The following is a 15,664-nucleotide window of genomic DNA, read 5'->3' as shown; positions in this document are numbered from 1 at the left end:
TGCCACCGCTTTTAACTCTCTGCCTCTGTCCGCCGCCATGCTGGCTAACCTCGACTCCCTCGGTTATGCCCAGATGACGCCGATCCAGGCGCAGAGCTTGCCGGTGATCCTCAAAGGCATGGACCTGATCGCCCAGGCGAAGACCGGCAGCGGCAAAACTGCCGCCTTCGGCATCGGCCTGCTGAACCCGATCAACCCGCGTTTCTTCGGTTGCCAGGCCCTTGTGATCTGCCCGACCCGCGAACTCGCTGACCAGGTTGCCAAAGAGATCCGCCGTCTGGCTCGCGCCGAAGACAACATCAAGGTGCTGACCCTGTGTGGCGGCGTGTCCTTCGGCCCGCAGATCGGTTCGCTGGAGCACGGCGCGCACATCATCGTCGGCACCCCGGGGCGCATCCAGCAGCACTTGCGCAAAGGCTCGCTGAAACTCGACGGCCTCAACACTCTGGTACTCGACGAAGCTGACCGCATGCTCGACATGGGCTTCTACGATGCCATCGAAGACATCATCCGCCAGACTCCGGAACGCCGTCAGACCCTGTTGTTCTCGGCCACCTACCCGGTCGGTATCAAGCAACTGTCGTCCAAGTTCATGCGCAACCCGCAGCAGGTAAAAGCTGAGGCCTTGCACACTGACAGCCAGATCGAGCAACGTTTCTACGAAATCTCGCCTGAAGAACGCATGGACGCCGTGACCAAAGTGCTCGCGCATTTCCGTCCGCAATCGTGCGTGGCTTTCTGCTTCACCAAGCAGCAGGTTCAGGAAACCGTTGATCACCTGACCTCCAAGGGCATTTCCGCCGTCGGCCTGCACGGCGACCTGGAACAGCGCGACCGTGACCAGGTACTGGCGATGTTCGCCAACCGTTCGACTTCGGTACTGGTAGCCACAGACGTTGCCGCCCGTGGTCTGGACATCGATGCACTGGACATGGTGCTCAACGTCGAACTGGCCCGCGATTCGGAAATCCACATTCACCGTGTCGGCCGTACCGGCCGCGCTGGCGAAAAAGGGGTGGCGATCAGCCTGGTTGCTCCGTCCGAAGCGCACCGCGCCCAGGCCATCGAGCAACTGCAGAAAGCTCCGCTGAACTGGGAAACCCTGGACACCCTGAAATCCCAGGGCGGCGCGCCATTGCTGCCGGCCATGAGCACTCTGGTGATTGGTGCAGGCCGTAAAGACAAGGTTCGCCCGGGCGACATCCTTGGCGCCCTGACTGGCGACGCGGGCATCCCCGGCGCCCAGGTCGGCAAGATCGCGATCTTTGACTTCCAGGCCTACGTGGCCGTTGACCGCACTATTGCCAAGCAAGCGGCCCAGCGCCTGAGCGAAGGCAAAATCAAAGGCCGCGTACTGCGCGTCCGGGTTTTGTAAACCCAAACGACACACTCATTGTGGGAGCTGGCTTGCCGGCGATGTCAGCACCTCGGACCGGGTTGCCTGCATCGCTGGCAAGTCAGCTCCCACAGTGCTTTTAAACAGAGAATTTTTGTGAGGACACCGCTTTGCGCTCTACCGACGTTGTGATTATTGGCGCTGGCGCCGCAGGTTTGATGTGCGCGCTGAGCGCTGCCGGGCGTGGGCGCAAGGTGATGCTGATTGACCACGCCAACAAGGCGGGCAAGAAGATCCTGATGTCGGGCGGTGGCCGCTGCAACTTCACCAACATGTACACCGAACCGAACAATTTCCTGTCGCAGAACCCGCACTTCTGCAAGTCGGCGCTGGCGCGTTACACCCAATGGGATTTCATCGAACTGGTCAGCAAGCACGGCGTGCCCTACCACGAGAAGAAACTCGGCCAGCTGTTTTGCGATAACAAATCCAGCGACATCCTCGAAATGCTCCTGAGCGAGTGCCAACAGGCCGGCGTCAGCCTGCACCTGGACACCTCGGTGGAGCAGATCGAAAAAACCGAAACCGGCTACAGCCTCAACACCACCCTGGATCAGTTGAACTGTCAGTCGCTGGTGATCGCCACCGGCGGCCTGTCGATTCCGACCCTCGGCGCCACCGGTTTCGGCTATCAAGTGGCCAGGCAGTTTGGTCACACCTTGCTGCCGACCCGCGCAGGTCTGGTGCCCTTCACCATCACCGATCAGCTCAAAGAGATTTGCATCGAGCTCTCCGGTACTTCGGTGGACTGCCTGGTGAGCTGCAACGATCAGAGCTTCAGGGAAAATATCCTGTTCACCCACCGCGGTTTGAGCGGACCGGCGATCTTGCAGATTTCGTCGTTCTGGAACTCCGGCGATACGGTTGAAATCAACCTGCTGCCCGACCTCGACGCGCTGAGCTGGCTGCACACCCAGCAGGCCGAACGTCCGAACAGCGAACTGAAGACTCTGCTCGGTGAGATTTTCACCAAGAAGATGGCCAACTTGCTGGCCGAGCACTGGTTTGTGTCCAAGCCCATGAAGCAATACACCCCGGGCGAGCTGGCGGAAGTGGCTGACAGGCTGGCGTGCTGGAAAGTGGTACCGGCCGGCACCGAGGGCTATCGCACCGCGGAAGTGACACTGGGCGGGGTCGATACCCGTGAAGTGTCATCCAAGACCATGGAGTCGCTGAAGAGCCCCGGCTTGTACTTTGTCGGTGAAGTGCTGGATGTGAGCGGCCATCTGGGCGGTTTCAACTTCCAGTGGGCGTGGGCTTCGGGGTACGCCGCGGCGCAGTTCGTCTGACGTCGTCACCCTGTGGCCGCTGTCGAAGGCTGCGGCTACAGAGTCTGAGTCAAAAAATATTTTGTGTCCGATGTGAAGAGTGTCATTGCGCTGTCGTCTTATCTGGCTCAATTTAGCGAAATACGAGCCAGGCACCGCCACCTCCATGTCATCGACCTCCTTCAGTCAGTCCCTGCGCCGCTTGTGGGCACGGGACAAGTTCAGTTACAGCGTTCGCGTATTTATCGCCCTGACCGGCAGCATGGCTTTTTGCTGGTATCAGGACGAGATGTCACTGCTGATCCCGCTGTTCCTGGGGATTATCGCCAGCGCCCTGTCCGAGACCGATGACAGCTGGCAAGGCCGACTGAACGCGTTGCTGGTGACCCTGGTGTGTTTCAGTGCCTCGGCCTTCAGTGTCGAATTACTTTTCCCCTACCCCTGGTTGATGGTCTGCGCACTGGCGCTGGCCAGCTTCGGCCTGACCATGCTCGGGGCGCTGGGCGAGCGCTACGGGGCGATTGCCTCAGCCACGCTGATTCTGGCCGTGTACACCATGATCGGGGTCGATCAGCGCGGCGGGGAAGTGCTCAATTTCTGGCACGAGCCCTTGCTGCTGGTGGCGGGCGCGGCCTGGTACGGGCTGCTGTCGGTACTGTGGCAGGCCCTGTTTTCCCACCAGCCGGTACAGCAAAGCCTGGCGCGGCTGTTCTGGGAGCTGGGCCTGTATCTGAAGATCAAGTCCTCGCTGTTCGAGCCCGTGCGCAAGCTGGATGTCGAGGCCGGCCGGCTGGAACTGGCACGCCAGAACGGCAAGGTGGTGGCCGCCCTGAACAGCGCCAAGGAAATCATTTTGCACCGGGTCGGCAACTCCAGGCCGGGGTCCAAGCTCAGCCGCTACCTCAAGTTGTACTTCCTCGCGCAGGACATCCACGAGCGCGCCAGCTCCTCCCATTACCCGTACAACGCACTGGCCGAGGCGTTCTTTCACAGCGATGTGATGTTCCGCTGCCAGCGTCTGTTGCGCCAGCAAGGCGTGGCCTGCCAGCGCTTGTCAGAGTCGATCAAGCTGCGCCAGCCATTCGTCTATGACGACAGCTTTGCCGAGGCCCTGGGCGATCTGCACGCCTCCCTGGAGCATCTGCGCATCCAGAGCAACCCGGCCTGGCGCGGGCTGTTGCGTTCACTGCGGGCGCTGGCCGCCAACCTCGGTACGCTGGACCGCCTGCTGAGCGATGCCAGCAACCCTGACAGCCTTGCCGATGCCACCGACAGCAGCCTGCTGGATCGTTCGCCGCGCAACCTCAAGGATGTGTGGTCGCGCTTGCGCCAGCACCTCACCCCCACTTCGCTGATTTTCCGCCACGCCCTGCGCCTGCCGTTGGCGTTGTCCATCGGCTTTGCGATGGTGCACTGGATTCATCCCAGCCAGGGTTACTGGATCATCCTCACCACGCTGTTTGTGTGCCAGCCGAGTTACGGCGCGACACGCCGCAAGTTCAGCCAGCGGATCATAGGTACGGCCATCGGCCTGGCCGTGGGCTGGGCGCTGTTCGACCTGTTCCCCAACCCGCTGGTGCAATCGATGTTCGCGGTGGTGGCCGGGGTGGTGTTCTTTATCAACCGCACTACCCGCTACACCTTGAGCACTGCCGCCATCACCCTGATGATTCTGTTTTGCTTCAATCAGGTGGGCGACGGTTACGGGCTGTTTCTGCCAAGACTGTTCGATACCCTGGTGGGCAGCGTGATTGCTGCCGCAGCGGTGTTCCTGTTCTTGCCTGACTGGCAGGGCCGACGCCTGAATCAGGTGCTGGCCAATACCTTGAGTTGCAACAGTCAGTACCTGCGGCAAATCATGCACCAGTACGCCCAGGGCAAAAGTGACGACCTGGCGTATCGTCTGGCGCGGCGCAACGCCCACAACGCCGATGCTGCCCTGTCGACCACACTGGCCAACATGCTGATGGAGCCGGGGCACTTCCGAAAGGATGCCGATATGGGCTTCCGCTTTTTGGTGCTTTCACACACCCTGCTCAGCTATTTGTCGGGCCTGGGCGCGCACCGCGATACCCGGTTGCCCAGCGACATTCGCGAGCACTTGATCGAAGGCGCTGGGCGCAGGATCGCTGACAGCATCGACCTGATCGCTCAAGGCCTGACCACCAAACAGGCCGTGGCGGTGCAGAGTGACGAAGAAGAAGCGCTGGCCAATGAGCTGGAACAGATGCCGGATGAGCTCGACGAAAGCCAGCGCCTGGTGCAAACCCAGCTGGCGCTGATTTGCCGTCAGCTGGGGCCATTGCGGACCCTGGCCGCGCATTTGATCAAAGCGCCTTAGCGCTTGGCGCCACCGGGCTTCGGGCCTACTATCCGCTGATCGTTTTCTCGCACAAGGACTGGACCGTGACCACTGACTGGCTCTGCAAACACCACACCGATCTGGGCAAGGAACAGCTCTACGCCATACTGGAGCTGCGTTCGGAGGTATTTGTCGTCGAGCAAAAATGCGCCTATCAGGACGTCGATGGACAAGACCTCAGTGGCGATACCCTGCACCTGATGGGCTGGCAGAACAACCAGCTGGTGGCATACGCCCGGCTGCTCGATCCTGATTCCCAGGGCGGTGATGTGGTCATTGGCCGGGTGATCATTGCCCCCGCGGGCCGCGGGCAAAAGCTGGGGCACGAGCTGCTGGCTCAAGCACTGGAAAATATCGATGACTACTGGCCCGGGCAACCCGTGTTCATGTCAGCCCAGGCTCATTTGCAGCCGTTCTATGAGCAACACGGGTTTAGCGCCGAGGGCGAAATCTATCTTGAAGATGACATCCCGCATATCGGCATGCGCCGTAATCAAACACCTCAGGGATAACCGAGTACCTGCTTGATCTGCGCCAGATGCTGGCCGATCCAGGCCTTGTCGACCGGGCCCCAGCTGTGAATCTGATAGCGGCCGGCATGATTGCGGGCACCATCCTGCTGCTCGAATTCGCAGACGATGTCCAGATCGGCCAGCGCGGCGATGGTGTCCTGGGCGGTACGGCGCGGCATACCGGTGACCTCGGTCAGGGCTGGAACACTGCTGGCGGTCTGGCTGTCGATCAACCAGGCCACATACAGGCGCCGGTAAAAGCTGCTTTTGGTTTTGCTGACTTCCATTCAGAACTCCTGATATCTGTACTTGGCGACTACTTCTGCAGGCGCCTGCAGGTTGTCATCGACCAGCCTGCATGTCGCGCCACGTGAGATACACCCGCAGGTCAAATTCCAGCTGGTGGTAGCCCGGCTGCATGTATTCACACAGCTTGTAAAACGCCTTGTTGTGATCTGACTCCTTGAGGTGTGCCAGCTCATGGACCACGATCATTTTCAAAAACTCTGGCGCCGCCTCCTTGAACAACGAAGCTACGCGCAGCTCTTTCTTGGCCTTGAGCTTGCCGCCCTGCACCCGCGAAATGGTGGTGTGCAAACCCAGCGCACGGTGGGTCAGATCCAGCTTGTTATCAAACAGCACCTTGTCGAAGGACGGCGCATTGCGCAGGTGTTCCTGCTTCAGTTCCAGCGCATAGGCATACAAGGCCTTGTCGCTTTGCACCGCGTGACGTTGTGGATAACGCTCGCTCAGGTAACTGCCCAGCTGATCGCGCTCAATCAGGTGACGCACCTGATCTTGCAAGGTCTGGGGATAAGCCTGGAGGTATTTGAGGACAGTCATGGGGCGCCAACGTACAACGTAAAGGTGCGCCAGTGTAGCGAATTCAGGATTAAGCAGTGCCATCACTTCAACTGGCCACCCGCCAGGCTTTATAAAGACTTCCCTTCCAGGTCCCGGTTTAGAGCCTGCACTGCGGTTTTATCGCTGTAAGTGGCGATTTTTAAAGGCTAGTCATGATTGATTTGGCAACCTGGAACCTGAGCGTTCAGCAAACTGGATATTGACCACAACAAGCTCTGACATCCGGGCCGCAAAGTCAGAACTTACTCTGAAACACGTAGGACGTTTCCTAGAATGTAATTTCGCCTCGAGTGCCACTTGCTGCGCTGAAAGTCACGGGGCTATCTTCTTGAGTCGCCTCAGTCTTGGCTCGAATGATGGCCTGCGTGGAAAACCCATGAAAGCTTCCAAGCCCAAACGTATCAAGCGCGATGATCATCAATACGATGAAGCAACCCGGCGCATTCTCGACCGCCTGCGCGCTGCGCCCGCCCTGCTCGATGAGCTTGAACCTACCCGGCCCCTGAAAATCAGCCCCCGCTCTCCCTTTGCAGTGTTGCCCGACATCCCTGCACTGGAAGCCCTGGTGCATGTCTCAGTGATGCTCAAGAGCGCAGAAGAGGTCTCGGACGAGATCACTGAAATGGCCAGTGGCATCGAGCGCGGCTTGGTGTGGTCGCTGGTGCACTCGGTGGAAATGGCCCGTTCGCTGGTGGATGCACTGCTCCAGGGCAACGGCGTCGACCCGGAGCAATTACAGCGTCCCGGATGACGCCCACAAAAAAGCCCGCATTGCGAATCGCAGCGGGCTTTTTTAAACGCCAGGGTCTTAGTTGACCTTGGCGTTCAGCTCACCTTTGAGGTAGCGCTGGTACATGGCTTCGAGGGAGATCGGCTTGATCTTCGAGGCATTACCGGCAGTACCGAAGGCTTCGTAACGTGCGATACACACGTCACGCATGGCGGTCACGGTTGCGCCGAAGAACTTGCGCGGGTCGAACTCGCTCGGGTTGGTGGCCATCAGGCGACGCATGGCGCCAGTGGATGCCAGACGCAGGTCGGTGTCGATGTTGACCTTGCGCACGCCGTGCTTGATGCCTTCAACGATTTCTTCTACCGGCACACCGTAGGTTTCTTTGATGTCGCCGCCGAATTCATTGATGATCGCCAGCCACTCTTGTGGCACAGACGACGAACCGTGCATCACCAGGTGAGTGTTGGGGATACGTTTGTGGATCTCTTTGATCCGGTCGATGGCCAGCACGTCACCGGTAGGTGGCTTGGTGAACTTGTAAGCGCCGTGGGAAGTACCGATGGCGATAGCCAGGGCGTCCACTTGGGTGCGCTTGACGAAGTCAGCCGCTTCTTCCGGGTCGGTCAGCATCTGGCTGTGATCCAGAACGCCTTCTGCGCCGATGCCGTCTTCTTCGCCAGCCATGCCGGTTTCCAGGGAACCCAGGCAGCCCAGCTCGCCTTCAACCGATACGCCGCAGGCGTGGGCCAGGGCAACAGTCTGCTGAGTGACACGCACGTTGTAGTCGTAGTCGGTCGGCGTTTTGCCGTCTTCGCCGAGCGAGCCGTCCATCATCACCGAGCTGAAGCCCAGCTGGATCGAGCGCTGGCAGACGTCAGGGCTGGTGCCGTGGTCCTGGTGCATGCACACCGGGATATGCGGGAATTCTTCGATTGCCGCCAGGATCAGGTGACGCAGGAACGGTGCACCTGCGTATTTACGCGCACCGGCCGAAGCCTGAACGATCACCGGGGAGTCAGTCTTGTCAGCGGCTTCCATAATGGCGCGCATCTGCTCAAGGTTGTTGACGTTGAAGGCTGGAACGCCGTAGCCGAATTCGGCGGCGTGGTCCAACATCTGGCGCATGCTGATAAGTGCCATTGTGTGTGTCTCTCCCGGACGAGGGTCGTTAATCGTGCAAGCCTGCCGTAGCGGCGGCTGCTATTCAAGTTATTGCAGATCGGGGGCGCGCCCCTGAAATGCGAATTCTGTCGAGCTGAAACGTTACAGCTTCAGCTATAGCTACTCGCTATTTAATGTGGGAGCTGGCTTGCCAGCGATGCAGGTAATACGGTCTGCCAGGCAAACCGCCTCGATGCCATCGCTGGCAGGCCAGCTGCCACAATATCTCTCACCCGCTTTACGGGCACCCGTGCTCTTTTGAAGGTTGGGGCGACTCGTATTTCTCCAGCGCCTCCGGCCCTGAGCGTTTATTCACCAGCGGCACACTCTGCGCCTGCCATTCTGCCTGGTAGCAACCACTCTCTTCAGGGGTTGCAGCCTCGGGCGTCGGCTTGCTCGAACCGGCACAACCGGCCAAAAAGCCCGCAATCATTAACAGCGGTAACAACTTGACCATGTCGATGCTTCCTTTCAGGGCCTGAGTCATGTTCAGGCTTTGGCGCGGCTTTCCAGGATTTCAACGGCAGGCAATACCTTGCCCTCAACGAACTCGAGAAATGCACCGCCGCCGGTGGAGATGTAAGAAATCTGATCGGCAATACCGTACTTGTCGATGGCCGCCAGGGTGTCGCCGCCGCCAGCGATGGAAAATGCCGAACTTTCGGCAATCGCTTTGGCCAGCGTTTTGGTGCCTTCGCCGAACTGGTCGAATTCAAAGACGCCCACCGGGCCGTTCCACAGAATGGTTTTGGACGACTTCAGCAGTTCTGCGAAGTGCGCGGCCGTTTGCGGACCGATATCCAGGATCATGTCGTCTGCTGCCACGTCAGCGATCAGTTTGACCGTCGCTACAGCCGACTCAGCGAATTCCTTGGCAACCACCACATCAGTCGGCAAAGGCACGTTGACCTTGGCCGCGATGGCGCGGGCAGTGTCCAGCAGATCCGGCTCGTACAGCGATTTGCCCACCGGGTGACCCGCCGCGGCAAGGAAGGTGTTGGCGATACCGCCACCCACGATCAACAGGTCGCAGATCTGGCTCAGGCTGTTGAGCACTTCAAGTTTGGTCGACACCTTGGAGCCAGCAACGATCGCCGCCATTGGCTTGGCCGGGGCGCCCAGGGCCTTGCCCAGTGCTTCCAGCTCGGCCGCCAGCAACGGGCCTGCCGCTGCAACCTTGGCGAACTTGGCTACGCCGTGGGTCGAACCTTCGGCACGGTGCGCAGTACCGAACGCATCCATTACAAATACGTCGCACAGGGCGGCGTATTGCTTGGCCAGCTCGTCGGCGTTTTTCTTTTCGCCCTTGTTGAAGCGCACGTTTTCGAACAGCACGATGTTGCCGGGCTCAACGTCGACGCCATCGAGGTAGTCGCTGACCAGCGGCACGTCGCGGCCAAGGGCTTTGCTCAGGTACTCGGCGACAGGCTTGAGGCTGTTTTCAGCCGAGAACTCGCCTTCAGTCGGACGTCCCAGGTGCGAGCAGACCATGACAGCCGCGCCTTTTTCCAACGCCAGCTTGATGGTCGGCAGCGAAGCAAGGATGCGCGCATCGCTGGTGACTACACCGTCCTTTACCGGGACGTTGAGGTCTTCGCGGATCAGTACGCGCTTACCTTGCAGATCGAGGTCGGTCATCTTCAACACGGTCATGGGTCGCAGTTCCTGAGTTTCTAATGTTAGAGAGCGGGGTTGGGGTGGGTAACGTGCAAATAGTGCTCTGCCACATCGATCATTCGATTGGCAAAACCCCATTCGTTGTCAAACCAGGCCAGCAGGTTCACCAGCCGTGGGCCGGAAACCCGGGTCTGACTGGCATCAACAATCGCCGAATGCGGATCATGGTTGAAATCACAACTGGCGTGGGGCAATTCGGTATAGGCCAACAAGCCTTTGAGCGGGCCGCTGGTGGCAGCCTCGCGCAGCACGCGGTTGACTTCCACGGCGTCGGTGTCGCGCGCCGTGACCAGGGTAATGTCCAGGCACGACACGTTTAACGTCGGCACCCGAACTGCTTTGGCCTGGATTCGGCCGGCAAGTTCCGGCAATAAACGTTCGATGCCTTTGGCCAGGCCGGTGGAGACCGGAATCACTGACTGAAACGCCGAACGGGTACGACGCAAGTCTTCGTGGTGGTAGGCATCAATCACCGGCTGATCGTTCATCGCCGAGTGAATGGTGGTGATCGACACGTACTCCAGACCAAACGCCTGATCCAGCAAGCGCAACAGCGGCACGCCGCAGTTGGTGGTGCAGGAGGCATTGGACACCAGACGCTCTTCGCCGGTCAGCGTGTGCTGGTTGACGCCGTACACGATGGTGGCGTCGACATCGGAGTCGCTGGCCATCGGTTGCGAAAACAATACGCGGGGAGCCCCGGCATCAAGAAAGCGCTGGGCGTCGGCGCGGGTGTTGTAGACGCCGGAGCATTCCAGCACCAGGTCAACGCCCAGCGCGGCCCAGTCGATCCCTTCCGGGGTGGCACTGCGGAACACTTTCACGCAGTCGCCATTGATATGCAGGCAGTCGCCTTCGATCCGTATCTCGCCGGGGAACCGGCCATGGGTGGAGTCGAAGCGCGTCAAATATTCGAGGCTGGCCATATCGGCCAAGTCATTGAGTGCAACAATTTCAAACCCGGCAGCGGCCCCTCGCTCAAACAACGCACGCAAGACGCAACGACCAATCCGGCCGTAGCCGTTGAGTGCAACTTTGTAAGGACGCGGTTGAGGCATGGGGTTCTCGAATTGTCGGGTGACGCTAATGCCATCGCGAGCAAGGCCGCGCCTGCAGAATGAATAACCATCCTGCAGGCGCGAGCTTGCTCGCGATCTGGCGCTTTTAGTCTTCCAGCAGCTCTTCAGCCTGACCCAGGATGTTTTCCAGGGTGAAACCGAACTCTTCGAACAAGGCAGGCGCAGGCGCCGACTCGCCGTAGGTGGTCATGCCGATAACGCGGCCTTCCAGGCCCACGTACTTGTACCAGTAGTCTGCATGGGAAGCTTCGATCGCAATCCGCGCGCTGACCTGCAGCGGCAGAACCGACTGCTTGTAGCCTGCGTCTTGAGCTTCGTAAACGCTGGTGCATGGCATCGAAACCACGCGCACCTTGCGGCCCTGTTCGGTCAGCTTCTCGTAAGCCTGAACCGCCAGGCCCACTTCGGAACCGGCCGAGATCAGGATCAGTTCAGGCTCGCCTGCACAGTCCTTGAGCACGTAACCGCCACGATTGATGTCTGCGATTTGTGCAGGATCACGGGTTTGATGGTTAAGGTTCTGACGCGAGAAGATCAACGCGGACGGACCGTCGTTGCGCTCCAGGGCGAATTTCCAGGCCGCGGCAGATTCCACCGCGTCGGCCGGACGCCAGGTGTCCAGGTTCGGCGTGGTACGCAGGCTGGTGAGTTGCTCCACCGGCTGGTGCGTCGGGCCGTCTTCGCCCAGACCGATGGAGTCGTGGGTGAATACATAGATCACACGCTGCTTCATCAGGGCCGACATGCGGATGGCGTTACGGGCGTATTCCATGAACATCAGGAAGGTAGCGCCGTAAGGCACCAGGCCGCCGTGCAGGGCGATGCCGTTCATGATGGCGCTCATGCCGAACTCACGTACGCCGTAGTACATGTAGTTGCCGCTGGCGTCTTCAGCCGAAACACCTTTGCAGCCTTTCCACAGGGTCAGGTTGGAACCGGCCAGGTCAGCAGAGCCGCCCAGCAGTTCAGGCAACAGCGGGCCAAAGGCGTTCAGGGCGTTCTGGCTGGCTTTACGGCTGGCGATGGTTTCGCCTTTGGCAGCCACTTCATTGATGTAGGCAGTAGCCTTGGCATCGAAGTCAGCTGGCAGCTTGCCGCTCAGGCGACGGGACAGTTCTGCAGCCAGCTCCGGGAACTCGGCGGCGTAGGCGGCGAAGCGCTTGTCCCACTCGGACTCGGCAACAGCACCGGCTTTCTTGGCATCCCATTCGGCGTAGATATCGGCCGGGACTTCAAAAGGACCGTGGTTCCAGTTCAGCGCCTTGCGGGTCAGAGCGATTTCTTCCAGGCCCAATGGAGCGCCGTGGCAGTCTTCTTTACCCTGTTTGTTCGGCGAGCCGAAACCGATGGTGGTTTTGCAGCAGATCAGCGTTGGCTTGTCGCTTTTGCGTGCAGTCTCGATCGCGGTTTTGATTTCTTCCGGGTCGTGACCGTCAACGTTGCGGATCACTTGCCAGTTGTAGGCTTCGAAACGCTTTGGCGTGTCGTCGGTGAACCAGCCTTCAACTTCGCCATCGATGGAGATGCCGTTGTCATCGTAGAACGCGATCAGTTTGCTCAGGCCCAGGGTGCCGGCCAACGAGCCAACTTCGTGGGAAATGCCTTCCATCATGCAGCCATCACCCATGAATACGTAGGTGTGGTGGTCAACAATGTTATGGCCAGGACGGTTGAACTGCGCGCCCATGACTTTTTCTGCCAGAGCAAAACCCACGGCATTGGCGAAACCCTGGCCCAGAGGACCGGTGGTGGTTTCAACGCCCGGCGTGTAGCCCAGCTCCGGGTGGCCCGGGGTACGGCTGTGCAGTTGACGGAAGTTTTTCAGGTCTTCGATCGACAGGTCATAGCCGGTCAGGTGCAGCAACGAGTAAATCAGCATCGAACCGTGGCCGTTGGACAGCACGAAGCGGTCACGGTCAGCGAATGAAGGGTTGCTCGGGTTGTGCTTCAGATAATCGCGCCACAGTACTTCGGCGATATCCGCCATACCCATAGGGGCACCGGGATGGCCGCTGTTGGCTTTTTGCACGGCATCCATGCTGAGTGCACGAATGGCGTTGGCACGCTCACGACGGCTGGGCATCGCTGTTCTCCTAGGTTTGGTAAAAACGAACTTAAATAAAACGGAACGCAAAAAAGGCGAGCATTTTCCCTCAGGCACTGCCTTCGGGGCAATGACAGATAGTCACTTGGGGCGTTTTTCCTGTGCTTAACCGTTCAAGCTGTTAAGGATCGGACATTTCGTTTCGTTAATAGACACAACCCATCCGACAAACGCGCCATCCATCACCCAATATCGAAAAGTTTTGATATTGAACTTGCGGGCCGCGAACGGGGTAACTAGACTGCGGCCCCATGAACCTACACGCGCCTTCAATCCGCCACGACGATTGCGATGAGCTCTTGGCCCTGTGCAAGGCCGGAGGCGATCCGCTGCGACTGAATGTGTTGCGCGCGCTGGCCAATGATTCGTTTGGCGTGCTGGAGTTGACCCATATTTTCGCCACCGGCCAGTCAGGCATGAGCCACCACCTCAAGGTGCTGTCACAGGCGCAACTGGTGGCAACCCGACGCGAAGGCAATGCCATTTTTTATCGCCGTGCCCTGCCCCACACCGAACTGCCGGGCGGGAAGTTGCACGCAGCACTGCTGGAAGAAGTCGACAACCTGACCCTGCCCACCGATGTACAGGCACGTATCAGTGCCGTCCATGGGCAACGTGCTGCGGCCAGTCAGGACTTTTTCTCGCGGGTCGCCGAAAAGTTTCGCGCTCAACAGGATTTGATCGCAGGTTTGCCGCAGTACCGGGATAGCGTCCTGGCCTTGCTCGACAAACTAAGCTTCAACCCAGCGGCCACGGCCCTGGAAGTGGGCCCCGGAGATGGCAGTTTCTTGCCTGACCTGGCCCGTCGCTTTCACCAGGTCACGGCACTGGACAACAGCCCGGCGATGCTTGAACTGGCCCGCCAGTTGTGTGAACGCGAGTCACTGGAGAACGTCAGCCTGATCCTCGCTGACGCTTTGCAGGATGCACAGATCCAAGCCGATTGTGTCGTTGTGAACATGGTCTTGCACCATTTCGCCGCACCGGCCGAAGCATTCAGGCAACTGGCCAACTTGTTGCGCCCTGGCGGTAGCCTGCTGGTAACAGAGTTGTGCAGCCATAATCAGGCATGGGCCCGCGAAGCCTGCGGTGATCTGTGGCTGGGTTTTGAACAAGATGATCTGGCCCATTGGGCCACCGCTGCGGGACTCGTTCCCGGGGAAAGCCTCTATGTAGGCTTACGTAATGGTTTCCAGATTCAGGTCCGCCACTTTCAGCGGCCGGCTGGCGACACTCACCATCGGTAAATATTAGGAAACCGTCGAGATGAGCGAATACTCCCTTTTCACCTCCGAGTCCGTGTCTGAAGGGCATCCGGACAAAATCGCCGACCAGATTTCTGATGCGGTGCTGGACGCCATCATTGCTGAAGACAAGTTCGCCCGTGTGGCGTGCGAAACTCTGGTGAAAACCGGCGTAGCAATCATCGCGGGCGAGGTCACCACCTCGGCCTGGGTTGACCTGGAGCAGCTCGTCCGTGATGTGATCACCGACATCGGCTACAACAGCTCCGACGTTGGCTTCGACGGCGCGACCTGCGGCGTGATGAACATCATCGGCAAGCAGTCGCCCGACATCAACCAGGGTGTTGACCGTGCCAAGCCTGAAGATCAGGGTGCCGGCGACCAGGGCCTGATGTTCGGCTACGCCAGCAACGAAACTGACGTGCTGATGCCGGCGCCGATCACTTTCTCCCACCAGCTGGTTCAGCGTCAGGCTGAAGCCCGCAAATCCGGCCTGCTGCCGTGGCTGCGTCCGGACGCCAAGTCCCAGGTCACTTGCCGCTACGAGGGCGGCAAAGTTGTGGCGATCGACGCCATCGTACTGTCGACCCAGCACAACCCGGATGTCTCCTACAAAGATCTGCGCGAAGGCGTGATGGAGCTGATCGTCAAGCATGTGCTGCCAGCCGAGCTGCTGCACAAGGACACCCAGTTCCACATCAACCCGACCGGCCAGTTCATCATCGGTGGCCCGGTGGGCGACTGCGGCCTGACCGGACGCAAGATCATCGTTGACACCTATGGCGGCATGGCCCGTCACGGCGGCGGCGCGTTCTCGGGCAAGGATCCATCCAAGGTTGACCGTTCGGCGGCCTATGCCGGTCGTTACGTGGCCAAGAACATCGTGGCAGCCGGCCTGGCCGAGCGTTGCGAAATTCAGGTTTCCTACGCTATCGGCGTCGCTCAACCGACTTCGATTTCGTTGAACACCTTTGGCACCGGCAAAATCTCCGACGACAAAATCATCAAGCTGGTACGTGAAGTGTTCGACCTGCGTCCATACGCCATCACCACCATGCTTGACCTGCTGCACCCGATGTACCAGGAAACTGCTGCGTACGGCCACTTCGGCCGTACACCGCAGGTCAAGACTGTCGGTGACGATACCTTCACCACGTTCACGTGGGAACGTACCGACCGTGCTGAAGAGCTGCGCACTGCTGCCGGTTTCTAACTGAACCTGCTGTACCAAAAGCCCCGGACAGGTGACTGCCCGGGGCTTTTT

14 protein-coding genes are annotated in these 15,664 nt (G+C 59.5%); 7 read left to right on the top strand and 7 right to left on the bottom strand.

What is annotated here, in order from left to right; all coding sequences use genetic code 11:
• Positions 1–37 precede the first annotated feature (37 nt).
• The 4 genes from dbpA to B195_RS01720 all read left to right on the top strand — a co-directional run bounded on the left by dbpA (position 38) and on the right by B195_RS01720 (position 5,538).
• Entirely contained in the window at positions 38–1,375 is a 1,338-nt protein-coding gene (gene dbpA, locus B195_RS01735) for an ATP-dependent RNA helicase DbpA (protein WP_232286864.1), read from the top strand.
• 131 nt (positions 1,376–1,506) lie between these two features.
• Positions 1,507–2,685: an NAD(P)/FAD-dependent oxidoreductase gene (locus B195_RS01730; RefSeq protein ID WP_004419595.1), complete on the top strand. Its 1,179-nt coding sequence runs from the start codon at positions 1,507–1,509 to the stop codon at positions 2,683–2,685.
• Positions 2,686–2,830: 145 nt separating this feature from the next.
• Complete coding sequence (yccS, locus tag B195_RS01725; RefSeq protein WP_004419597.1) at positions 2,831–5,005, top strand: YccS family putative transporter; 2,175 nt, start codon at positions 2,831–2,833, stop codon at positions 5,003–5,005.
• A 65-nt stretch (positions 5,006–5,070) separates the two neighbouring features.
• Positions 5,071–5,538 (top strand): GNAT family N-acetyltransferase, encoded by a 468-nt coding sequence (locus B195_RS01720; RefSeq protein ID WP_004419598.1) that lies wholly within the window; start codon positions 5,071–5,073, stop codon positions 5,536–5,538.
• Here the strand turns inward: B195_RS01720 and B195_RS01715 are convergent.
• Both B195_RS01715 and B195_RS01710 read right to left on the bottom strand, forming a co-directional pair.
• Complete coding sequence (locus tag B195_RS01715) at positions 5,529–5,825, bottom strand: helix-turn-helix domain-containing protein (RefSeq protein WP_004419599.1); 297 nt, start codon at positions 5,823–5,825, stop codon at positions 5,529–5,531. The genes B195_RS01720 and B195_RS01715 overlap by 10 nt on opposite strands.
• A gap of 55 nt (positions 5,826–5,880) precedes the next feature.
• Positions 5,881–6,381: a M48 family metallopeptidase gene (locus tag B195_RS01710; RefSeq protein WP_004419601.1), complete on the bottom strand. Its 501-nt coding sequence runs from the start codon at positions 6,379–6,381 to the stop codon at positions 5,881–5,883.
• Positions 6,382–6,778: 397 nt separating this feature from the next.
• Here B195_RS01710 and B195_RS01705 point away from each other — a divergent pair, with 397 nt between their 5' ends.
• A complete protein-coding gene (locus tag B195_RS01705) occupies positions 6,779–7,153 on the top strand; it encodes a hypothetical protein (protein ID WP_004419603.1) in 375 nt (124 codons plus the stop codon).
• Positions 7,154–7,210: 57 nt separating this feature from the next.
• On the opposite strand, the gene fba is transcribed toward B195_RS01705, so the two are convergent.
• The 5 genes from fba to tkt all read right to left on the bottom strand — a co-directional run bounded on the left by fba (position 7,211) and on the right by tkt (position 13,135).
• On the bottom strand, positions 7,211–8,275 hold the full coding sequence (gene fba, locus B195_RS01700) for a class II fructose-bisphosphate aldolase (protein WP_004419605.1): 1,065 nt from the start codon (positions 8,273–8,275) through the stop codon (positions 7,211–7,213).
• Between the two features lie 259 nt (positions 8,276–8,534).
• Positions 8,535–8,753, bottom strand: a complete 219-nt coding sequence (locus B195_RS01695; RefSeq protein ID WP_004419607.1) for a hypothetical protein — start codon at positions 8,751–8,753, stop codon at positions 8,535–8,537.
• 32 nt (positions 8,754–8,785) lie between these two features.
• A complete protein-coding gene (locus B195_RS01690) occupies positions 8,786–9,949 on the bottom strand; it encodes a phosphoglycerate kinase (RefSeq protein ID WP_004419608.1) in 1,164 nt (387 codons plus the stop codon).
• Positions 9,950–9,975: 26 nt separating this feature from the next.
• The gene (gene epd / locus B195_RS01685) at positions 9,976–11,031 is read right to left on the bottom strand and encodes an erythrose-4-phosphate dehydrogenase (protein ID WP_004419609.1); all 1,056 of its coding nucleotides are present in this window, start codon (positions 11,029–11,031) and stop codon (positions 9,976–9,978) included.
• A 106-nt stretch (positions 11,032–11,137) separates the two neighbouring features.
• Entirely contained in the window at positions 11,138–13,135 is a 1,998-nt protein-coding gene (gene tkt / locus B195_RS01680) for a transketolase (protein WP_004419610.1), read from the bottom strand.
• Between the two features lie 272 nt (positions 13,136–13,407).
• Between tkt and B195_RS01675 the strand changes: the two genes are divergently transcribed.
• The gene (locus B195_RS01675; RefSeq protein WP_004419611.1) at positions 13,408–14,403 is read left to right on the top strand and encodes a metalloregulator ArsR/SmtB family transcription factor; all 996 of its coding nucleotides are present in this window, start codon (positions 13,408–13,410) and stop codon (positions 14,401–14,403) included.
• A gap of 19 nt (positions 14,404–14,422) precedes the next feature.
• A complete protein-coding gene (metK, locus tag B195_RS01670) occupies positions 14,423–15,613 on the top strand; it encodes a methionine adenosyltransferase (protein WP_004419612.1) in 1,191 nt (396 codons plus the stop codon).
• Positions 15,614–15,664 lie beyond the last annotated feature (51 nt).

It is taken from the genome of Pseudomonas sp. Lz4W, from assembly GCF_000346225.2.
GTDB classification, from domain to species: domain Bacteria; phylum Pseudomonadota; class Gammaproteobacteria; order Pseudomonadales; family Pseudomonadaceae; genus Aquipseudomonas; species Aquipseudomonas paraversuta.
This window is presented reverse-complemented; position numbering and strand designations above follow the sequence as displayed.